At 73.5% G+C, this 18,044-nt stretch carries 17 protein-coding genes; 7 read left to right on the top strand and 10 right to left on the bottom strand.

The window, feature by feature from the left end:
- Nucleotides 1-24: 24 nt before the first annotated feature.
- Nucleotides 25-1,542 (bottom strand): FAD-dependent monooxygenase, encoded by a 1,518-nt coding sequence (locus IF55_RS12490; protein WP_030879818.1) that lies wholly within the window; start codon nt 1,540-1,542, stop codon nt 25-27.
- 173 nt (nt 1,543-1,715) lie between these two features.
- Between IF55_RS12490 and IF55_RS12485 the strand changes: the two genes are divergently transcribed.
- Genes IF55_RS12485 through IF55_RS12475 form a run of 3 tightly spaced genes read left to right on the top strand, consistent with a single transcriptional unit; the run spans nt 1,716 to nt 4,197 of the window.
- Nucleotides 1,716-2,093, top strand: coding sequence for a PPOX class F420-dependent oxidoreductase (locus tag IF55_RS12485; RefSeq protein WP_030879815.1), 378 nt, complete (start codon nt 1,716-1,718; stop codon nt 2,091-2,093).
- Nucleotides 2,090-3,169 (top strand): succinyldiaminopimelate transaminase, encoded by a 1,080-nt coding sequence (gene dapC, locus IF55_RS12480; protein WP_030879812.1) that lies wholly within the window; start codon nt 2,090-2,092, stop codon nt 3,167-3,169. Before IF55_RS12485 ends, dapC begins: the two co-directional genes overlap by 4 nt.
- The gene (locus IF55_RS12475; protein ID WP_030879807.1) at nt 3,166-4,197 is read left to right on the top strand and encodes an acyltransferase domain-containing protein; all 1,032 of its coding nucleotides are present in this window, start codon (nt 3,166-3,168) and stop codon (nt 4,195-4,197) included. The genes dapC and IF55_RS12475 overlap by 4 nt, the downstream gene beginning before the upstream one ends.
- 46 nt (nt 4,198-4,243) lie before the next feature.
- Here the strand turns inward: IF55_RS12475 and IF55_RS12470 are convergent, their stop codons facing one another.
- From IF55_RS12470 to IF55_RS12445, 6 genes are all read right to left on the bottom strand, one after another.
- Entirely contained in the window at nt 4,244-5,032 is a 789-nt protein-coding gene (locus IF55_RS12470) for an HD domain-containing protein (RefSeq protein WP_245661175.1), read from the bottom strand.
- A gap of 182 nt (nt 5,033-5,214) precedes the next feature.
- Nucleotides 5,215-6,063 (bottom strand): cyclase family protein, encoded by an 849-nt coding sequence (locus IF55_RS12465; protein WP_245661174.1) that lies wholly within the window; start codon nt 6,061-6,063, stop codon nt 5,215-5,217.
- On the bottom strand, nt 6,060-6,833 hold the full coding sequence (locus IF55_RS12460) for an SDR family oxidoreductase (RefSeq protein ID WP_048831905.1): 774 nt from the start codon (nt 6,831-6,833) through the stop codon (nt 6,060-6,062). The genes IF55_RS12465 and IF55_RS12460 overlap by 4 nt, the downstream gene beginning before the upstream one ends.
- A gap of 104 nt (nt 6,834-6,937) precedes the next feature.
- A complete protein-coding gene (locus IF55_RS12455; protein WP_078644243.1) occupies nt 6,938-8,644 on the bottom strand; it encodes an FAD-dependent oxidoreductase in 1,707 nt (568 codons plus the stop codon).
- Entirely contained in the window at nt 8,634-9,584 is a 951-nt protein-coding gene (locus IF55_RS12450) for an aromatase/cyclase (protein ID WP_030879793.1), read from the bottom strand. Before IF55_RS12450 ends, IF55_RS12455 begins: the two co-directional genes overlap by 11 nt.
- A 49-nt stretch (nt 9,585-9,633) precedes the next feature.
- Nucleotides 9,634-10,422, bottom strand: coding sequence for an SDR family NAD(P)-dependent oxidoreductase (locus tag IF55_RS12445; protein ID WP_030879790.1), 789 nt, complete (start codon nt 10,420-10,422; stop codon nt 9,634-9,636).
- A 288-nt stretch (nt 10,423-10,710) separates the two neighbouring features.
- Here IF55_RS12445 and IF55_RS12440 point away from each other — a divergent pair, with 288 nt between their 5' ends.
- From IF55_RS12440 to IF55_RS12425, 4 genes are all read left to right on the top strand, one after another.
- Nucleotides 10,711-11,169, top strand: a complete 459-nt coding sequence (locus IF55_RS12440) for a nuclear transport factor 2 family protein (RefSeq protein WP_030879787.1) — start codon at nt 10,711-10,713, stop codon at nt 11,167-11,169.
- Nucleotides 11,166-12,935 carry a class I adenylate-forming enzyme family protein gene (locus IF55_RS12435; protein WP_245661173.1) on the top strand — a complete coding sequence of 590 codons (1,770 nt, stop codon included), beginning with the start codon at nt 11,166-11,168 and terminating at the stop codon, nt 12,933-12,935. Before IF55_RS12440 ends, IF55_RS12435 begins: the two co-directional genes overlap by 4 nt.
- An 85-nt stretch (nt 12,936-13,020) precedes the next feature.
- Nucleotides 13,021-13,320 (top strand): antibiotic biosynthesis monooxygenase family protein, encoded by a 300-nt coding sequence (locus IF55_RS12430; protein ID WP_030879783.1) that lies wholly within the window; start codon nt 13,021-13,023, stop codon nt 13,318-13,320.
- A gap of 89 nt (nt 13,321-13,409) precedes the next feature.
- Complete coding sequence (locus tag IF55_RS12425; protein ID WP_030879781.1) at nt 13,410-14,444, top strand: methyltransferase; 1,035 nt, start codon at nt 13,410-13,412, stop codon at nt 14,442-14,444.
- Between the two features lie 89 nt (nt 14,445-14,533).
- Here the strand turns inward: IF55_RS12425 and IF55_RS12420 are convergent, their stop codons facing one another.
- From IF55_RS12420 to IF55_RS12410, 3 genes are read right to left on the bottom strand one after another with little or no spacing between them, the layout of a single operon-like run.
- Nucleotides 14,534-15,805, bottom strand: coding sequence for an FAD-dependent monooxygenase (locus tag IF55_RS12420; RefSeq protein WP_048831904.1), 1,272 nt, complete (start codon nt 15,803-15,805; stop codon nt 14,534-14,536).
- Nucleotides 15,802-17,652 (bottom strand): asparagine synthase (glutamine-hydrolyzing), encoded by a 1,851-nt coding sequence (gene asnB / locus IF55_RS12415; protein ID WP_030879773.1) that lies wholly within the window; start codon nt 17,650-17,652, stop codon nt 15,802-15,804. The genes IF55_RS12420 and asnB overlap by 4 nt, the downstream gene beginning before the upstream one ends.
- A 10-nt stretch (nt 17,653-17,662) precedes the next feature.
- Nucleotides 17,663-17,941, bottom strand: a complete 279-nt coding sequence (locus tag IF55_RS12410; protein ID WP_030879769.1) for an acyl carrier protein — start codon at nt 17,939-17,941, stop codon at nt 17,663-17,665.
- Nucleotides 17,942-18,044 lie beyond the last annotated feature (103 nt).

The raw sequence follows: 18,044 nt of genomic DNA, 5'->3' as shown, positions 1-18,044 counted from the left end.
GAACCGCCCGCGACCGAGGGCCGGCTACGCCGCCGGCGCGCCGAACCAGGTGTGCAGGGCCTCCGTCAGCCCCTCCTGGCCCCCTGCCGCCGGGCCGGCCCAGCAGACATAGCCGTCCGGGCGCATCAGCAGCGCCGACACCTCGGGCTCCGGGGCGTACGGCTCCCGCACCTCCGACGCGGCCACCACGTCCACCCGGCCCTTCCAGCCCGTGGCGAGATCGGCCACGTCCGGCGCCGAAGGGAGCGTCAGCAGCACGCCGCGCGCGCCGTGGAAGTACTCGCTCAGCCGCCGCTCGCCCTCCGCGGTGGCCAGCGACAGATCCGGTACGCGCCGCCCGACCAGCGGGTGTTCGCCCGGAATGTCGTAACGCAGATCCAGCGCGGAGACGAGCCCCGCCAGATACCGGTTGGTCTCCGGCAGATGCAGCAGCTCGATCATCAGCTCCCGCAGCCCCTCGTACCGCGGGTCCGGGTCGATGAGCACCGCCTGCGCCCGCGTGTTGCGCAGCACCCCCTGCGCCACCGGGTAGCGCTCCGCCTCGTACGTGTCGAGCAGCCCGTCCGGCGCCGTGCCCGCGACCACCGCGCCCAGCTTCCAGCCCAGGTTGAACGCGTCCTGGAACCCCAGGTTCAGGCCCTGCCCGCCGGCCGGCAGATGGATGTGGCAGGCGTCCCCGGCCAGCAGCACCCGGCCCGAGCGGTACCGCTCGGCCTGCCGGGAGGTGTCCGTCAACCGCGACAGCCACTGCACGTCATGCATCCCCAGATCGCTGCCGGCGACCTCGCGCAGCGCCGCCCGCACGTCCTCCTCGGTGATCGGGGCCCGCCGGTCCGCGTACGGCCGGTCGAAGAACGCGATGGTCGCGCGGTACACATCGGGCTCCAGCGGGAACGCCGCGAACCAGGCCCGCAGGTCGTGCCGCATCACCCCGTACGGGCGCATCGGCCCCATGCCCTCGCCCCGCGGCAGCTCCTCGCTGAACTTCGCGTCCGCGATGACCGCGAACATGTGCGGCTCCTGGCCCGGGAAATCGACGTCGAGGAGCTTGCGCACCGTGCTGCCGCCGCCGTCGCACCCCACCAGATAGCGGCTGCGGACCTCGTACGGCCCGTCAGGACCGGTGATCTGGACGGTGACCGACTCCTCGTCCTGCGCCAGCGCGGACAGCGCGTGCCCGCGGCGCAGCTCGGCGCCCAGCTCCAGAACGCGCCGGGTCAGCAACTGCTCCGTACGGACCTGCGGGATGAACAGGACGTACGGGTGCCGGGTGTCGAAGTCCTGGAACTGCAGCGGCACGCCCAGGCTCGCGAAGTTGCCGCCCTTCAGTGTCGAGGCGCCGTCCAGGAAGTCCTGGGCCTGGCCGCGCATTTCCAGGATCTCGACGCTGCGCGAGTGCATGCCGAGGGCCTTGGAGAATTCGACCGGCTCCGACAGGCGCTCCACCACCAGAGTGCGGGCGCCCGCCAGCCGCAGTTCCGCGGCGAGCATCAGACCGGTGGGCCCGGCGCCGGCCACCACCACATCCACGTCGTATCGCATCCGTGCCTCTTTCGAGTTCCGAGAACGAGTGATCGTGCGGAGCATGCTGGCAGCGCGGCTTAGAGCCGATGTCCAGGCACTTTCCCCCGCTTTCCGCCGTCCCCGCGCCTCGAAGGGCCCTCTAGGAACGCTGTCTACCGTGTCGGCGTCCCCTACGGATGAGAGGGCGTGACATGCCGTTCAACGCACAGCAGATCGCCTACCTGCGCGAACAGGGATACGGTCGGCTCGCGACGGTCGGGGCGAGCGGCGAGCCGCACAACGTCCCCGTCTCGTTCGAGATCGACGCGGACCACGGCACCATCGAGATCACCGGCCGCGGCATGGGACAGAGCCGGAAGTTCAAGAATGTCCGGGCCGACGCCCGGGTCTCCTTCGTCGTCGACGACATTCCCAGCCGCGACCCCGAAGTCGTACGGGGCATCGTCATCCACGGAATCGCCGAGGCGCTGCCGACCGGCGGCCGGGCACGCCGCCCGCACTGCGCGGACGAAATGATCCGCATCCACCCCCGCCGCGTCATCGCCTGGGGAATAGAGGAGCAGAAATGAAGGACATGCCCGAATTCCCCTGGGAGGTGATTCTGCCGCACCGCAGGCGTGCCGCCGAACACCCCGACGGGATCGTCAACCTGGCCATGGGCGAACCCGTCGACCCCACCCCCGGCCCCATCCGCGACGCCCTGGCCCGCGCCGCCGACGCCCCCGGCTACCCGCCCACCGAAGGCACCCCCGAACTGCGCGCGGCCGCCGCCGGCTGGCTGAGCCGCAGGCACGGCGTGCGGGTGGACCCCGCCGCCGTGCTGCCCGCCGTCGGCACCAAGGAACTCATCGCCTGGCTCCCGGCGATGCTCGGCACCCGCCCCGGCGACCTCGTCGCCTTCCCCCGGCTGGCCTTCCCCACCTTCGACGTCAGCGCCCGGCTCGCCGGCGCCGACTCCCGGCCCGTCGACTCGCCCCTCGACCTCGCCGGGGAGCGCCCCAAGGTCGTCTGGCTCAACTCGCCCGCCAACCCCGACGGCAGCATCCTCTCCGTCGCCGAACTGCGGGAACTCGTGGCCTGGGCCAGGGAGCGGGGCGTCGTCCTGGCCAATGACGAGTGCTACATCGAGTACGGCTGGGAGCAGCGGCCCCCGTCCCTCCTCGACCCGCGCGTGTGCGGCGACAGTCACGACGGACTGCTGGCCGTGTACTCGCTCTCCAAACGCTCCAACCTGGCCGGCTACCGCGCCGGGTTCTGCGCCGGCGACCCCCACCTCGTACGGCGCCTGCTGTCGGTCCGCAAGCACGCCGGCCACGCCGTCCCCGGCCCCGTACAGGCCGCCATGACCGCCGCCCTCGACGACGACACGCACGTCACCGAGCAGCGCGCCCGCTACGCGCGCCGCCGCGAGACGCTGAGCCGGGCCCTGCGCTCCGCCGGCTTCCGCATCGAGCGCTCCGAGGGCGGCCTGTTCCTGTGGGCGACCCGCGACGAACCCTGCTGGACCACGGTCAAGGACCTGGCCGAGCACGGCATCCTCGTCGCCCCCGGGACCTTCTACGGCACCGCCGGCGAGCGGCACGTCCGTATCGCCTTCACCGCGACCGACGAGCGGATCGCAGCGGCCGCCGGCCGGCTCTCATGACCACGACCGCGGCGGCGCCCACCGGCCCGCGCGCCGAGCCCGGCGCCCCGCGGCCGGTGGCGCTGCTGCTGCCCGGCCAGGGCTCCCAGCACCGGGCGATGGCCGCCGGCCTCCACCCGTACGAGCCGGTCTTCGCCGAGGCGTTCGACGAGGTGCTCGACGCGATGGGCCGGCACGGCGCGATGATCCGCGCGGACTGGTGGGCGGCGGAACGCCCCGAGGTGCCCCTGGACCACGTGCTGCGCTCCCAGCCGCTGCTCTTCGCCGTCGACTACGCCCTCGGCCGCCTCGTGCTGAGCTGGGGCATCCGCCCGGTGGCCCTCCTCGGGCACAGCATCGGCGAGCTGGCCGCCGCCACGCTCGCCGGGGTCTTCCCGGTGCGCGATGCGGCCCGCGTGGTCCTCGACCGCGTACTGCGGCTGGCCGACGCGCCGCCGGGCGGCATGCTCGCGGTGGCGGCGAACCCCGACCGGCTGGCGCCGTACCTCGGCGGACAGGTGGCGGTCGGCGCGGTCAACGCCCCCGGCCAGACCGTGCTCTCCGGCCCCGGCGACCAACTGCGCGCCGTCGGCGAGCGGTTGCGCGCCGACGGGCTCGTCTTCCGGCCGGTCCCCGCCCTGTCCGCGTTCCACAGCCCCGCGCTCGCGCCGTACGCGAAGGGCGCCGAACGCCTCCTCGGCGAGGTCCGCCGGAACCCGCCCGGCACCCCCGTCTACTCCGGGTACACGGCGGCCCCGCTCACCGCCGAACAGGCCCGAAGCCCCGAGTTCTGGGCGCGCCAGCCCGTGGACCCGGTGTGGTTCTGGTCCGCCCTGGACGCCCTGCTGGAGACCGGCGGCCGGGTGCTCGTGGAGGCGGGCCCCGGGCAGGGGCTCGCCGCCGTGGCCCGCCGGCACACCGCCGTACGCCGCGGCCACAGCCGGGTCGTCGCACTGCTCCCCGCCCGGCCGGGCGGCCCCGACGCGGACCGGGCGGCCCTGGCGGCGGCCAAGGAGCACCTACGGGATGAGGGCTACGACATCCCGTGACAGTCGTGCGGGGCGGGTCCGCGGCTGCGGCGGACCCGCCCCGCGCTCATTCCTCGAAGGGCGCGGCCAGCAGCAGGTCCTCCACCGTGGGCACCTTGAAGTCCGGGATGTGGCGGCGGCCGACCTCGGCGAAGGGGTGCATGACCACCGACATGGGCTTGGTGCGGCACAGCCCCAGGATGTTGTCCACCGCCTCCCGCTTGAACCCTTCCCTGGGGTAGGCGCGGAGGATCTCGGCGAGCATGTCGGACGGGATCTGCTGAAGGTCGTTCCCGGTGAAATCGAGCCCCGACCCCACGGAGACCATGGCGATCTCCGGCCGCTTCCGCGTCGCGACGCCGACCGTGGTGTGCAGCGCGATCGCGTCCCAGACGATGTCGATCCGGTCGGCCGGCACGCGCTGCGCGCGCAGGAACCGCTGCGCGGCGTCGGCGCCGTCGACCTCGAACCGCTCGGCCGGGGTCTGGTACTCCTTGATCAGCCCCAGGTCGTGCAGGGCCGCGGCGACGAAAGCGAGTTCACGGTCGTAGCGCACACCGCGCCGGTCGAATATCGCGGCGCTGAAAAGATAGGTGCGCATCACGTGGTTGTAGAGCGTGGCGGAGGACGCGGAGCGGACGAACGCCGCGGTCTTATGGGCCAAATCGGTGTCGGGAACGCGAATTCCCGCGACCTTCGCCGGCAGCCGATGGGCGGCCCCGGCCGAGGCGTTCGCCGACGACGCCGAATTCGAGGCCGCGGCGGCCTCCGGGGCGGACACCGCGGTGGCGAACACGGAGGCCGCCCCTATCGCGGCGACACCGGCGCCGCGCCCCAGCGCCGTGCGCCGGGTCATGCCATTCGTCTCATCGCTCTTGTCAGGCATAGCAGTTGCTCTCTCGTAGGCGGCTGATATCGGGAGCCTATGGAGAGCACCGCCGGGCCGACAGCGGCGAAAATGCCGATATGCCTTGGATTCTCGCCAGGGTATGGGGGCCGTGGTCAGTTACTCATTCACTCATTCACTCATGCGCTCGCTCACTCGCTCACTCCATCGACTCCCTCCTCGACGACGGCGACCGCCCGCGTCCAGCCGGCCCCTGCCCCCGCGATCTTCACCGGGAAGCACGACACCGTGAACCCCGTGGGGCCCGGCAGGGCACCGAGGTTGGCCAGCCGCTCGATCTGGCAGTACTCGCGCTCGCGCCCCACGAAGTGCGCCGGCCACAGCACCCCCCGGTCCCCGGTGCGCTGATACTCCTTGATCATGTGGCCGAACGGCGCGTCCAGGCTGAACGCGTCCGTGCCGATCACCCGGACCCCGAGGTCGAGCAGCAGATGCGTGGCCGCCGCGTCGAGCCCGGCGAAGTCCGTGAAGAACTCCGGGGTGCCCGCCAGCTCGTCCGCCCCCGTGTGCAGCAGCACGATGTCCAGCGGGCGGGGCACGCTCCCGGCCTCGTCCAGGGCGCGCCGCACCCGGTCCGCGCCGATCGCCCCGACGGGCTCGCCGCGCAGATCCAGCCGGAACCCCGGCCGCTGGAACCAGTCCAGCGGCATCCGGTCGATATGGCGCGGTGTGCCGTACGCGGCGCGCGACCCGTAGTGCGAGGGCGCGTCGACGTGCGTGCCGGTGTGCGTGGTGAGCGTCAGTGTGTCCAGCGACAGCAGCTCGCCGTCCGGGAGCTCGGCCGGGTCGAACTCCACGCCGTGGTGGCGCCGCATCCCCTCCGCCATGTGCCTGCCGCCCTCGGCCGGGCTCATGACCTCGTGCCGGACCGGATCGACCTCCCACTGCCCGGCGTCCACCGCCTGGGACAGATCGATGAACCGCGCCGTCGGGCCGGGGCCGTCGCCGATCGCCTTCTCCCGCCGCGCCGTCTCCGTCACAGCAGCCCGGCCCCGCCGTCGACGGTGAGCACCTGGCCGTGCAGCGCCGCCGCCTCCGGCCGGCACAGCAGCGCCACCACGCCGGCCACCTCGTCGGCGCTGGTCAGCCGGCCCGCGGGGGTACGCGCCACGATGCGCGCCAGCGCCTCGGCGGGCAGCCGGTCCGGGCCGTCGGGGGCGAGCTTCCCCGCGGCCACCGCGTTGACGGCGACGCCGCGCCCGGCCAGCTCCACGGCGAGGTAGCGCACCATCGACTCCAGGGCCGCCTTCGCCATGCCCAGGCCCGCGTAGCCCGGCACCACGGAACGGGCGCCCGCGCCGGAGACCGCGACGAGCCGCCCGGCGCCCGGCGTCAGCAGCTCACCGAGCCGCCCGGCCCCGTACACCAGCGGCCCGAGCGCGATCGCGCCGTCCCGCAGGCACCCCTCGACGCGGGGCGCGGTGGTGGACATCGGATGGAACGAACCGGCGCTGTGCACCAGCACGTCCAGCCGCCCGTACGCGCCCCGGACCTCCTCCAGCAGCCGTACGACCCCCAGCGGCGTACCGACGTCCGCGCGCAGCAGCCGCACCCTGCCCCCGGCCTCGGCCAGCTCCTTCTCGGCCGTCAGCGCCCGCTCCTCGTCGTGGGCGTAGTTCATCAGCACCTCGTGCCCCGTGGCGGCCAGCCGCCGGGCGACGGCCAGCCCGACGCCGCTCGTCGCGCCGGTCACCAGCGCCAATGACCCGGTGGTCGCACCCGCGGCGGGGTTCTCGACTGGTCCCGTCATGTCTGCTTGTCCCGTCATGTCCGTGGCCCTCTCTGTGTCTTCTGCGTCTTCTGTGTCTGCTTCGTCTTCTTCTCCGTACGGGGCCGGCGCCCGGCCCGCGGCTGTCACGCGCCGGCGCTCCCGCCGCCGGGCAGCAGATGGAAGCCGTCGAACACGGCGGCGAGACCCGCGAAACCCGTCACCGGGCCCCGGTCCGCGAGATAGCCGTCCGGCCTGATCAGCGCGTACGCGCCGGGGCCCGGGCCCAGCGCCCGGCCCAGCGCGCCGTCCGGGTCGGCCAGCGCGTACGGCCCCTCGCCGCCCGCGGTGCCGGGTGCCACGACGCGTACGGACACGGCCCGGCCGTACGCCTCGTCCACCGACGCGGCACACCGCTCCCCGTCCCCGAAGAGCAGCAGCGTCCAGCGCGGATCGGTCAGCTCCGCGCACAGCGCCCGCCAGCCGGGGTGGCGCTTCTCGTCGTCGGCCGAGCAGCCCACCCGGCGCCCCGGCCGGATGCCGTCCACGGCGTCCGCCGTCGGCCCCGGGGTCAGCGGCCCGCCCTCGTAGTGCAGGGCCAGGCCGGACATGCCGGCCATCATCCGGTGCTCCACCCGCCGCTTCGCGGGCCGCAGCGCCTTGAGCGCGGTCAGGGCCACCGGCATCAGCACGGGGGCGGCGGCGTTGCGCAGCGCGACGAGCGCCGTGGCCTTCTTGGTCGAGCCCAGCAACCGGCCGCCCACCGGCAGCCGCTCCGCCGGATAGGTGTCGAGCAGCGCGTCGCGGGCGTGCCCCCGGACCACGTCGGCCAGCTTCCAGGCCAGGTTGTAGGCGTCCTGGATGCCGGTGTTCATGCCCTGGCCGGACGCCGGGCTGTGCACGTGCGCGGCGTCCCCGGCGACGAAGCAGCGCCCGGAGCGCATGGCCGTGATCATGCGCTGCTGGACCCGGAACACCGAGATCCAGGTGGGCGCAGCCACCGCCACGGGCCGTCCGAGCGCCTTCTCCAGCTTGCGGCTCAGCGCGGCCCGTACCGCCTCCGGGTCGTCCGCGTCCATCGTGTCCCTGGTGTACTCCGTGTCCACGATCCGCCACTTGCCGGGCGCGGGGAACGGGACCAGCAGCAGGGTGCCGTTCCCGGTGTGCAGCAGGTGGTTGGAGTCGCGGGGGAGCGGGGCGTCGAGCACCACGTCGGCGTTGAGCCAGACGCGGGCCGCGCCGCCGTGCAGCCGCAGCCCGAGCTGTTCGCGTACGGTGCTGCGCGAGCCGTCCGCGCCGACCAGCCACCCCGCGGTGAGCTCCGTCGCCGCCTCCGTGCCCGTGCTCCGCAGCCGGGCCGTGACCTGCCGCGGCCCCGGCGTGAAGTCCACCAGCTCGGTGCCCCACGCGACCTCGACGCCCAGTCGCCGCAGGCCGTCCCGGAGCACTTCCTCCATCAGCACCTGATCGACCATCAGCGTGTACGGGTATCTGGTGGGCAGCCGCGCGTAGTTGGTGTCGAAGCGGATGAGCGGCCGGCCCCGCATGTGCAGCGTGAAGTGCTCGACCCGCTGCCCCCGCGCGAGCAGTTCGTCCGCCAGCCCCATCTGGTGGCAGACCTCCATGGTGCGCGGGTGCGTGGCCAGCGCCCGGCTGGTGGTGGCGGGGCCGGACGCCCGGTCCACCACGCGCAGCCGCACGCCGCGCCGGGCGAGTTCGTGCGCCACGGTCAGCCCCGCCGGACCGCCGCCGACGACCAGCACCTCGACGTCCGTACCCGCCGGCCCCGGCCGGCCGCCGGCGCCCCGGCCTGGGGCGCCCGAGGCCGCCGGGCCCGGCCCGTCACCGCGCATGCGCCGACTCCGTGAACCGCTTGGCGTGCGCGAGGGTCGCGGCGCTGTTCCCGCCGACGGCGGCGCGTACGTACGCCCGCGCGGACGCCGGGGTAGCCTCCTCGCCCAGCACCGCCGGGATCGCCGACGCGTTGAGCGCGATGGTGTGATGGGACGTCACCTTGATGCCGTCGGCGGTCTTCTCCAGCCGCCAGACACCGGTATGAGTGGTCATCAGGGGCGGGGTGACGAGCTGCTTGTAGACGATCCGGTCGGCGGGGAAGCAGACGCGCACCGACTCGGTGGTGTGCTCCGACCCGTTCCCGGCGCGCGTGACCATCGTCATCGCCTGGACGTTCGGCGCGGGCTCGGTCAGCTCCATCCGGGAGACGTGCGGCAGCCGGTCCGGCCACTTCGCGGCCTGCTGGAGGAAGTCGTACGCGACATCGGCCGGGCCGTCGATCAGCTCCGAGTCGGAGAAGGAGAACACCAGCTCCGAACGGTCCTCCCAACCCTCCGCCAGCGCCTTGATGTTGTCCAGCTCGGTCCGGCTGTTGCGGTCGGTCGCCGTGCCGATCCACGCCACCTGGTCCGCGTGGTCGTCGACGGCCTCGAAGTCGTGGTGCAGCACCAGCCGGGTGGCGCCGCCGGGCCGCTCCTCGACCACCCACTCGCCGCCCATCGCGGCGACCGGCGGCGAGCACACCTCCTGCCGGAACCGGACCCGGCGGGCCGCCGCGTCCAGATCGCGGCGCGAAGTCCAGTGCTTCACCTCGCCGTTGGCGGTCGCCCAGATCCGCAGCCGCTCGGCTGCGGCGCCGAGCGGTTCGCGCTCGACATGGACGGTGGGCGTGAACCGCTCCGGCCATGCCGTGGCGTCCGCGATGATCGCGTACACCGTGTCGGCCGGAGCGTCGATCTCGGTCTCGTGCACGGTGCGGTGGCGTCCGTACGAGGTCATGGAGCAGCCTTCCTTCTCATCGAGTCGAAACGTGCCAAGAGAGGGTGGATCAGTAACTGCCCAGCCCACCGCAGACGTTGAGGGCCTGCGCGGTGATCGACGCGGCCTCCTCGGTCACCAGATAGCCGACCAGCCCCGCCACCTCCCGCGGAGTGGAGTAGCGCCCCATCGGGATCTTGTCGTTGAAGCGGCCCAGCACGTCGTCCTCGGTGGTCTCCCAGGTCGCCGCGTACGCCTGCCGCACCCGCACCGCCATCGGCGTCTCGACATACCCCGGGCACACCGCGTTGACGGTGACGCCCGTCTGGGCCAGCTCCTTGGCCAGCGCCTTGGTGAAGCCGATCACGCCGCTCTTGGACGCCGAGTACGGCGCGCCCAGCGGCACGCCCTGCTTGCCGCCCGTCGAGGCGATGGAGATGATCCGCCCGCCTTCCCGGCCCTCCAGCCCGCCGGTCGTCAGCGCCTCGCGCGTCATGTAGAAGACGCTGTTGAGGTTGGTGTCGATCACGTCGTTCCACAGCTCGTCGGTGATGCGCGCCGTCGGGCCGCCGCCGTTCCGCCCGGCGTTGTTGACCAGCACGGTCAGCGGCCCGTACCGGTCGACGGCCGCGCGCACCACCTGCCGTACGGAATCCGGCGACCGTACGTCCCCCTCGCGGCCGTCGACGTCGAACCCCTCGGCGCGCAGCTCCTTGACCACCGCCGCCACGTTCTCGGCGCTCCGCGCGCAGAGGAACACCCGTAGGCCGCGCTCGGCGAGCGTCCTCACCACGGCGAGGCCGATACCGCTGGTTCCGCCCGTGACCAGGGCGGTTCGGGGCACACCCGTGCTGCTCATGACCGTTCCTCCATCGTGTCGCGCGTTGCCTGTGCGCCTCAGGGTGCAGGGCGATCTTCGAGGCTCGGCCGACTGCCGTTCGTGCCGACGCCGCCGCCCGCCGCCCGACCGCGCCTCGAAAACCTTTCGAAGACCGGCTGCCACGCTCGCCGAACGGCTGCGGCCCAGCGCCGGACACGGCCACAGCCACGGCCATAACCGCAGCCGCAGCCACAGCCACAGCCACAGCCACTGCCACTGCCGACGGACGCCGCCGGCAGCCGAGCCGAGAGAAACAGGGGAGAGAGCATGTCGCCTTCGCAGCGGCCGGCCGACGCCGGCCCGGAATCGGCGCTCTACCAGGAGGTCCAGCACTTCTACGGGCGCCAGATGCGGTACCTCGACGAGGCGCGGGCCGTGGAGTGGTCCCGGACCTTCACCGAGGACGGCGTGTTCACCGCCAACGCGCATCCCCAGCCGTCCACCGGCCGCGCCGAGATCGCCGCCGCCGCCCGCAAGGCCGCGGACCAGCTCGCCGAACAGGGCATCCAACGCCGCCACTGGCTCGGCATGCTCCAGGTCGACGAGCAGGCCGACGGCACCGTACGGGCCCGGACCTACGCCCTCATCGTGAGCACCCCGCGCGGCGGCAAGGCGGCCGTCCACCTGAGCTGCTCCTGCGACGACCTGCTGGTGCGCCAGGCCGACGGGAACCTGCTGGTCAAGCACCGTACGGTCGAGCGGGACGACCTGCGGACGGGCCAGTGACCACGGCGACCGGCGACCACACCGCCGCGGGGAAAGGCCCCGGAGCCGGCGCCGGGGATGCCACCGCGACCGGGGATGCCACCGCGACCGGGGGTGCCCCCGCGACCGGGGATGCCGCCGCGACCCGGGATGCCGCCGCGACCCGGGATGCCGCCGCGACCGGGGACAGCACGACCGGGGACAGCACCGCCGTCGGCGCTCCGCTGGAGACGCTCGGCGCGCTGCTCGGCGGCCCGCGCATCGACGACCTGCTGCGGCGCGCCGCGGCCCGCGCCCCCGAACGGCTCGCGCTGAGCGGCCCGTCCGGGGAGCTGACCTACGCCGCCCTCGACGAGCGCGTCAGCCGCTGCGCCGCCGCCCTCCGCGCCGCGTTCGGCGGCCCGGACACCGTGGTGGGCATCGCGGCGGCGCTCGATCTGCCGTTCGCCGTCTCCTACTTCGGCCTCGCCCGGGCCCAGAACGTCAGCGCCATCTTCAATCCGCTGCTGCGCGAGGAGCGCCTGGAACACGTCCTCGCCTCCGCCGGAGCGCGGGCGGTGATCGTCCCGCCCGCGATGTACCCGCTGATCGAGGCGGTACGGCCGCGCCTGCCCGCCCTGCGGAGCGTGGTGCTCACCCACCGGGACGAGCGGGGCGGTCTCGCGGGGGTGCCGACGCTCGACGAGCTGATCCGCGACGCCCCGGCGGACCCGCCCGCGGCCGAGCACGACGCCGACTCCGTGGCGAACCTCCAGTTCACCAGCGGCACCACCGGCGCCCCGAAGACGGTCATGCTCACCCACCGCAATCTGACGGTCAACGCCGCGCAGACCGCGCACGTCCACCGGCTGACCCCGGACTCCGTGCTGCTCAACAACCTGCCGTCGTTCCACCTGATGCACCTGAACATCGCCGTGGTCGTCGGAACCACCCATGTGCTGTGCCCCGAGGACGACAGCGAACACGCCGTCCGCACCGCGGTCCGGCACGGCGCCACCCACTACTACAGCCTGCCCGTCCGGCTCGCCCGGCTCGCCGCCCACCCGCGGCTGCCGGAACTGGCCGTACCGACCCTGCGGGCCGTGCTCTCCGGCGGCTCGGCGCTGCCCGGCCGTACGGGCGCGGTGCTGAGCGCGCACCTCGGGGTTCCGGTCGGTCAGGGGTACGGGCTCGCCGAGACCTCGCCGTCCACGCACTTCGACACCCTGGACCGCCCCGTCGCCGGGTCCTGCGGGCCGCCCGTACCCGGCACCGAGTGCCGCATCGTCGACCCGGAGACCCGGGCCGTGCTCCCCGCGGACACCCGCGGCGAGATCCAGGTCCGCGGCCCGCAGCTCATGAAGGGCTACCTCGCCCCGGCGGCCGGCGCGCCCGACGCCGTCGACGCCGACGGCTGGTTCTCCACCGGGGACATCGGCTACGCGGACGCCGAGGGGCGGCTGTTCGTCGTCGACCGCATCAAGGACGTCTTCAAGTGCGACAACTGGCTGGTGTCGCCGCTGGAGATCGAGAACGAGGTGCTGCGCAGCCCCGAGATCGCGGAGTGCGTGGTCTTCGACCACCCTGAGGAGACCAGCGGTGCCGTCGCGCACGCCTGGATCGTGCCCCGCGACGAGGCCGCGGCGGGCGCCGGCGTCGACGCGGCCGTACGGGAGGCCAACGGCCGGCTGCCCTACTACGCGCACATCCGGTACCTGGACGTGGTGCGGCGGATACCGCGCTCGCCCACCGGCAAGGTCCAACGCCGCGACCTGCGCGAAGAAGCCCTGGCGGGCCGCCTGCCGTAGTGACGCCCCATCAGTTCCCGTACCACCCAGTCCATTTGCCACACACCACAGCCCGGCACGCGGGCACGGAGAGGACCCATCCGCCATGTTCACCTTCATCAACCGCTTCACCGTCAGCGGCGACACCGCCGCGTTCGAGGCCGGAATCGCCGAGATCACCGAGCACATGACCCAGCAGCCGGGCTTCCACTCGCACCGGCTCTACCGCTCCGCCAAGGACGCCGCGGTCTACGTGGAGGTGGCGGAGTGGGACGACGCCGAGTCCCACCAGCGCGCCGTGCGCACCGAGGGGTTCCAGCGGGCCGTACGCCCGGTCATGTCGCTGGCCACCGCCGACCCGGCGCCGTTCGCCACGGTCACCGCGCACACGGCGGCGGCGCACTAGGTCCCGCCCGCCCCACCGCCCCCCTTCCACCGCTCCACCGCCCGACCGCCCCACCCCCGCACACCCACACCGAACCGAAGGGACCCCCCGTGACCGACGCATCGCCCACGGCCATACCGCCCGCAGTGCGGCAGCTCCGCGAACTCGCCCTCAGCGCCGCCTGCGCCGCCGCCGTCCGCGCGGCGGCCCGCCTGGGCGTCATGGACGAGCTGGGCGACGAGCCCGCCACCGCCGAGCGGCTCGCCGAGGCCGTGAACGCCCAGCCCGAGCCGCTGGCCAGGCTGTTGCGCGCCCTGTCCACCCACGGCATCGGCGTCGAGCTCCCCGACGGGCGGTTCGCGCACACCGACACCTCGCGGCTGCTGCGCGAGGACGCCCCGCGCAGCCTGCGCTACACCTGCCTGTGGGCCACCGAGCCCTGGACCTGGGAGCTGTGGCCGCACCTCGACGAGGCGGTCCGTACGGGCAAGAGCGCCTTCGCCGACCTGTTCGGCACCGAGTTCTTCGACTACCTGCACACCGCCGAGGCGCGCGAGTCCTCCGAGGTGTTCGACAAGGCGATGACGCAGTCCAGCATCCTCTCGGCGCGGGCCATCGCCGACGTCCTGAATGTCGACGGCGCCGAGCGGATCGTGGACATCGCCGGCGGGCAGGGCCGGGTGCTGGCCACCCTCCTGGAGCGCCACCCGGCGCTGCGCGGCACGCTCTTCGACCTGCCGGACGTCGTCGTCGGCGCCGACCCCCGGCTGCTGCCCGGCGGCGCGCTCGCCGACCGCGCGGCGCTGGTGGGCGGCGACTGCCGGGGGGAGATCCCGGTCTCCGCCGACGTCTACCTCCTGAAGAACATCCTGGAGTGGGACGACGAGAGCACCGTGCGCACCCTGCGCAACGCCGCCGCGGCGGCCCGCCCCGGCGCCCGCGTCGTGGTCATCGAGAACCTGGTGGACGGCAGCCCCGAGGCCCGCTTCACCACGGCCATGGACCTGATGCTGCTGCTGAACGTCGGTGGGAAGAAGCACACCGAGGACGGGCTGAGGGCGCTCATCCAGCAGGCCGGCCTGCGGCTCGACGCCGTCACCCCCGTCAACTCCTACCTCCATATGTTCGAGAGCACCGTGGTCTGACGGGCGGCGGCCCGGACCGTACGGCGAAACCCCACCGCTTTGGGGAGCGGTGGGGTTTCGCCGTACGGGTGCGCCGGGCGGCCGGCGCGTCACGCCGCCGCGGCCGCGCCCTCGCCGAACAGGTCGGAGCGGACCTCGATGGCCTCGTTGCCGAACGCGATCCGCCGCAGCAGCGCCCGGTAGGCCGGGGTGCGCGACATCAGCGCGGCGGCCCGCGGCCGTACCACCGAGGACACGCGCCCGCGCGAGAGCATCATCCGACTCTGCATCACCTGAATGCGTGTCATGGCCGTGACGTCGCGCGCCCGTTGGGACGTGACGGGCGCGAGCAGCGCCTCGCTCACCGTTCCCCGCCGGATGCCCTCGCACAGCACCGGGTGCGCGGCCACCGCGTCCTGGACGGCGAGGTTGATGCCCTGCGCGCCGATGGGGCTGTGGGTGTGCGCGCTGTCGCCGATCAGCAGCAGCCCGTCCCGCGCCCACCGCCGTACGCTCCCGGCGAAGACGTCCAGCAGCGACAGGTCGCCGAAGCCGCGCACCTGCGCGTCGATGGCGTCCGCGTAGTGCGGCGCTGCCCGCCGGAGCTGGTCCTTGACGTGCGCGAACCCCTGGCTCGCCAGCGCCGGGTAGCCGCCGTGCGGCAGCGTCCAGCCGAGCTGCACGCTGTCGGGGAAGGAGGTGTAGGCGAGCAGCGGGCTCCCGCCGGCCCGGAAGATACGGACGTTCCCCAGCGCCGGCTGGGCGAGCCGGAACCACAGCACGTCCTGGTCGAAGAGGTCGAGGCGGTCGTGGTCGATGCCCGCCAGCCGCCGCACGGTCGAGAAGCGGCCGTCCGCGCCCACCACGCACAGCGCCCGGACCTCCAGCGGCGGCCGGTCCCCGGCCGCCCGGCAGGTCACGCCGCGCACCGCGCCGCCCTCCTCCAGCAGCCCGGTGACCTTGGCCCCCTCGATGTACTCGAAGCCCGCATACGCGCGGCAGTGCTCCAGCAGCTCCGCCAGGAGGTGGCGCTGCGGCAGGCTCAGCAGGCAGTTGTACGGGCCCGGCAGCCGCCGGTAGTCCCCGTCGATGAGGACCTTGCCGCGCTCCTCCAGCCGGAACCCGTCGTGCTCGTGGCAGCCGCGCCGCCGGGCCCCCGCCAGTACCCCGAGGGAGTCCAGCAGCCGCTGCCCGCCGGGCTGGAGGATCTCCCCGCGGTAGGCCCGGTCCAGCGACGGGCTGCGCTCCAGGACGGTGACCCGAGCGCCGGACCGGACCATGAGCAGCGCCAGGGTCAGCCCGGCCGGACCCGCGCCCACGACGCACACGTCGGCCCGGCGGACGCCGTCGCGTCCGCCGGGCCCGTTCTCCCGCGGGCTCACAGTTCGAGGGTGATGCCGTAGGAGGTCAGCCACGCGTTGAGCCACAGCACCAGCTCCAGGCTGCCGCGGTCGTACGGGCGGCTGACCGCCCCCACCGGCCGGCCGGCCGTGGCCCGCGCCCGGTCCAGGTCCAGCAGGTCCCGTACGGGCGCGTCCCGGTCGGCCAGCACCTCGGCCAGCTCGCGCCGCAGCAGCAGCTCGTACCCCGGGTCCTGGGTGGCCGGGTAGGGCGTCTTGACCCGTTCGAGCACGGGCTTCGGCAGCAGGTCCCGGACCGCGGCCCGCAGCAGGCTCTTCTCCCGGCCGTCGAAACTCTTCATCGCCCACGGCACGTTGAAGACGTACTCCACCAGCCGGTGGTCGCAGAACGGCACCCGGACCTCCAGCCCGGTCGCCATGCTCATCCGGTCCTTGCGGTCCAGCAGCGTCTGGACGAACCGCGTCAGGTTCAGATACGTCACCTCGCGCATCCGCCGCTCCCCGAGGTCCTCGCCGGGCAGCTCCGGCACCTCGTCCAGCGCCTCCTGGTAGCGCGCCCGCCGGTACCCGGGCAGGTCGAGCTTCTCCAGCAGCCGCGGATCGAGCAGCGACGTGCCGCCGAAGTACCGGGACGAACCCGACGTCAGCCAGGGGAAGGTGTCGGCGTTCACGGCCGCCGGGCGGTGGAACCACCGGTAGCCGCCGAACAGTTCGTCCGCCGACTCCCCGGACAGCGCCACCGTGCAGTGCCGGCGCACCCGCTGGAAGAAGAGATACAGGGACGGCCACATGTCGCCCCAGTACACCGGCGGCAGATCGGTCGCCGCCAGCACGGCCGCCCGTACGGACGGGCTGCTCAACTCGTCGCTGTCGAGCAGTATTTCGGTGTGCTCGCCCGCCACGTGCCGGACCATCTCCCGGATGAACGGGGCGTCCGGCGAGGCCCGTACGGCGTCGGGCTCGAACGCGGCGTCCGCGCCGACGAAGTCGACGGAGAAGCTGCGCATCGGCCGGCCGCCGGACGCGGCGCGGGAGCGCGCCGCGAGCGCGGTGACGGCCGAGGAGTCCAGGCCGCCGGAGAGCAGCCCGCACAGCGGCACGTCGGACACCATCTGGCGGGTGACGATGTCCTCCAGCAGTTCGCGCACCGTGGCGATGGTGGCCGGCAGGTCGTCGGTGTGCTCCCGGGCCCGCAGCGACCAGTACCGCTTGGCCGCCGTGCCGGCCCGGGTGACCCGCACCAGTTCGCCGGGGCGCACCTCCCGCAGCCCGGCGAAGACCGCCTCGCCGGGCGTCTTGACCATGTCCAGGACCTCGCACAGCCCGGTGGCCGTCACCCGGCGCGGCATCAGCGGATTGGCCAGCACCGCCTTGGGCTCCGAGCCGAACAGCACCCCGTGGGCGGTGGGGTGGTAGTAGAGCGGCTTGACGCCCATCCGGTCCCGTACGAGCAGCAGTTCCTGTCGCCCGTCGTCCCAGACGCCGAACGCGTACATGCCATTGAGCCGGTCGACGAGCGCCGTGCCCCACTGGAGGTAGCCGCGCAGCACGACCTCGGTGTCGCAGCGGGTACGGAAGCGGTGCCCGTACGCGACCAGCTCGGCGCGCAGCTCCCGGAAGTTGTAGATCTCACCGCTGAACGTGATCGCCACGGTCGAGCCGTCGTCGGCCGCGGCGGTCATCGGCTGGGCGCCGCCCGCCGGATCGATGACGGCGAGCCGGCGATGGCCGAGCGCCGCGTGCGCGCCGAGCCACAGCCCCTCGGCGTCCGGGCCCCGGCAGGCCATCGTGTCGGTCATCGCCTGGGCCGTGGCGCGCTCCCGAGTGAGGTCCTTGCCGAAATCGATCCAGCCCGTGATTCCGCACATGTCGGGCCCCTCAGAGCGTGTCGTCGGCGGCGGTGGCGGCGCCGAGCGCCGTATTGGTCATGTCGATCAGGTCGCGGGGCGTCAGCGCCTTCTCCACGGTGTCGTCCCCGAGCTGGATCGAGCAGTCGCGTTCGATGCGCCCCACGGTGTTGAGCAGGGCCAGCGAGTCGTAGCCGAGGTCCTCGAACGGGACATCGAGGATGTCGCCGTCCAGATCGACCGACTCCTCCTCGCCGGCGCACTCGCGCAGCAGAACGAGAAGGTCACTGACCGTGAGCATGGTGGGCATGGGGGAGTCCTACCTTTCAAGCGTGGGTCTGCTTCGGTCATTCGTAAGATCGAGGGGCCCAGGGGTTCTGGGTATGGCTGTCATGGGTGAGCCCGTCGGATGG

This window comes from Streptomyces varsoviensis (assembly GCF_000718635.1).
Lineage (GTDB): Bacteria > Actinomycetota > Actinomycetes > Streptomycetales > Streptomycetaceae > Streptomyces > Streptomyces varsoviensis.
This window is presented reverse-complemented; position numbering and strand designations above follow the sequence as displayed.

Coding starts and splice junctions, on each gene's coding strand:
- IF55_RS12485 (WP_030879815.1), top strand. CDS start 1,716: ATGCCGTTCAACGCACAGCAGATCGCCTACCTGCGCGAACAGGGATAC.
- IF55_RS12450 (WP_030879793.1), bottom strand. CDS start 9,584: ATGACCTCGTACGGACGCCACCGCACCGTGCACGAGACCGAGATCGAC.
- IF55_RS12440 (WP_030879787.1), top strand. CDS start 10,711: ATGTCGCCTTCGCAGCGGCCGGCCGACGCCGGCCCGGAATCGGCGCTC.
- dapC (WP_030879812.1), top strand. CDS start 2,090: ATGAAGGACATGCCCGAATTCCCCTGGGAGGTGATTCTGCCGCACCGC.
- asnB (WP_030879773.1), bottom strand. CDS start 17,652: ATGTGCGGAATCACGGGCTGGATCGATTTCGGCAAGGACCTCACTCGG.
- IF55_RS12470 (WP_245661175.1), bottom strand. CDS start 5,032: ATGACCCGGCGCACGGCGCTGGGGCGCGGCGCCGGTGTCGCCGCGATA.
- IF55_RS12460 (WP_048831905.1), bottom strand. CDS start 6,833: ATGACGGGACCAGTCGAGAACCCCGCCGCGGGTGCGACCACCGGGTCA.
- IF55_RS12410 (WP_030879769.1), bottom strand. CDS start 17,941: ATGCCCACCATGCTCACGGTCAGTGACCTTCTCGTTCTGCTGCGCGAG.
- IF55_RS12430 (WP_030879783.1), top strand. CDS start 13,021: ATGTTCACCTTCATCAACCGCTTCACCGTCAGCGGCGACACCGCCGCG.
- IF55_RS12445 (WP_030879790.1), bottom strand. CDS start 10,422: ATGAGCAGCACGGGTGTGCCCCGAACCGCCCTGGTCACGGGCGGAACC.
- IF55_RS12475 (WP_030879807.1), top strand. CDS start 3,166: ATGACCACGACCGCGGCGGCGCCCACCGGCCCGCGCGCCGAGCCCGGC.
- IF55_RS12455 (WP_078644243.1), bottom strand. CDS start 8,644: ATGCGCGGTGACGGGCCGGGCCCGGCGGCCTCGGGCGCCCCAGGCCGG.
- IF55_RS12490 (WP_030879818.1), bottom strand. CDS start 1,542: ATGCGATACGACGTGGATGTGGTGGTGGCCGGCGCCGGGCCCACCGGT.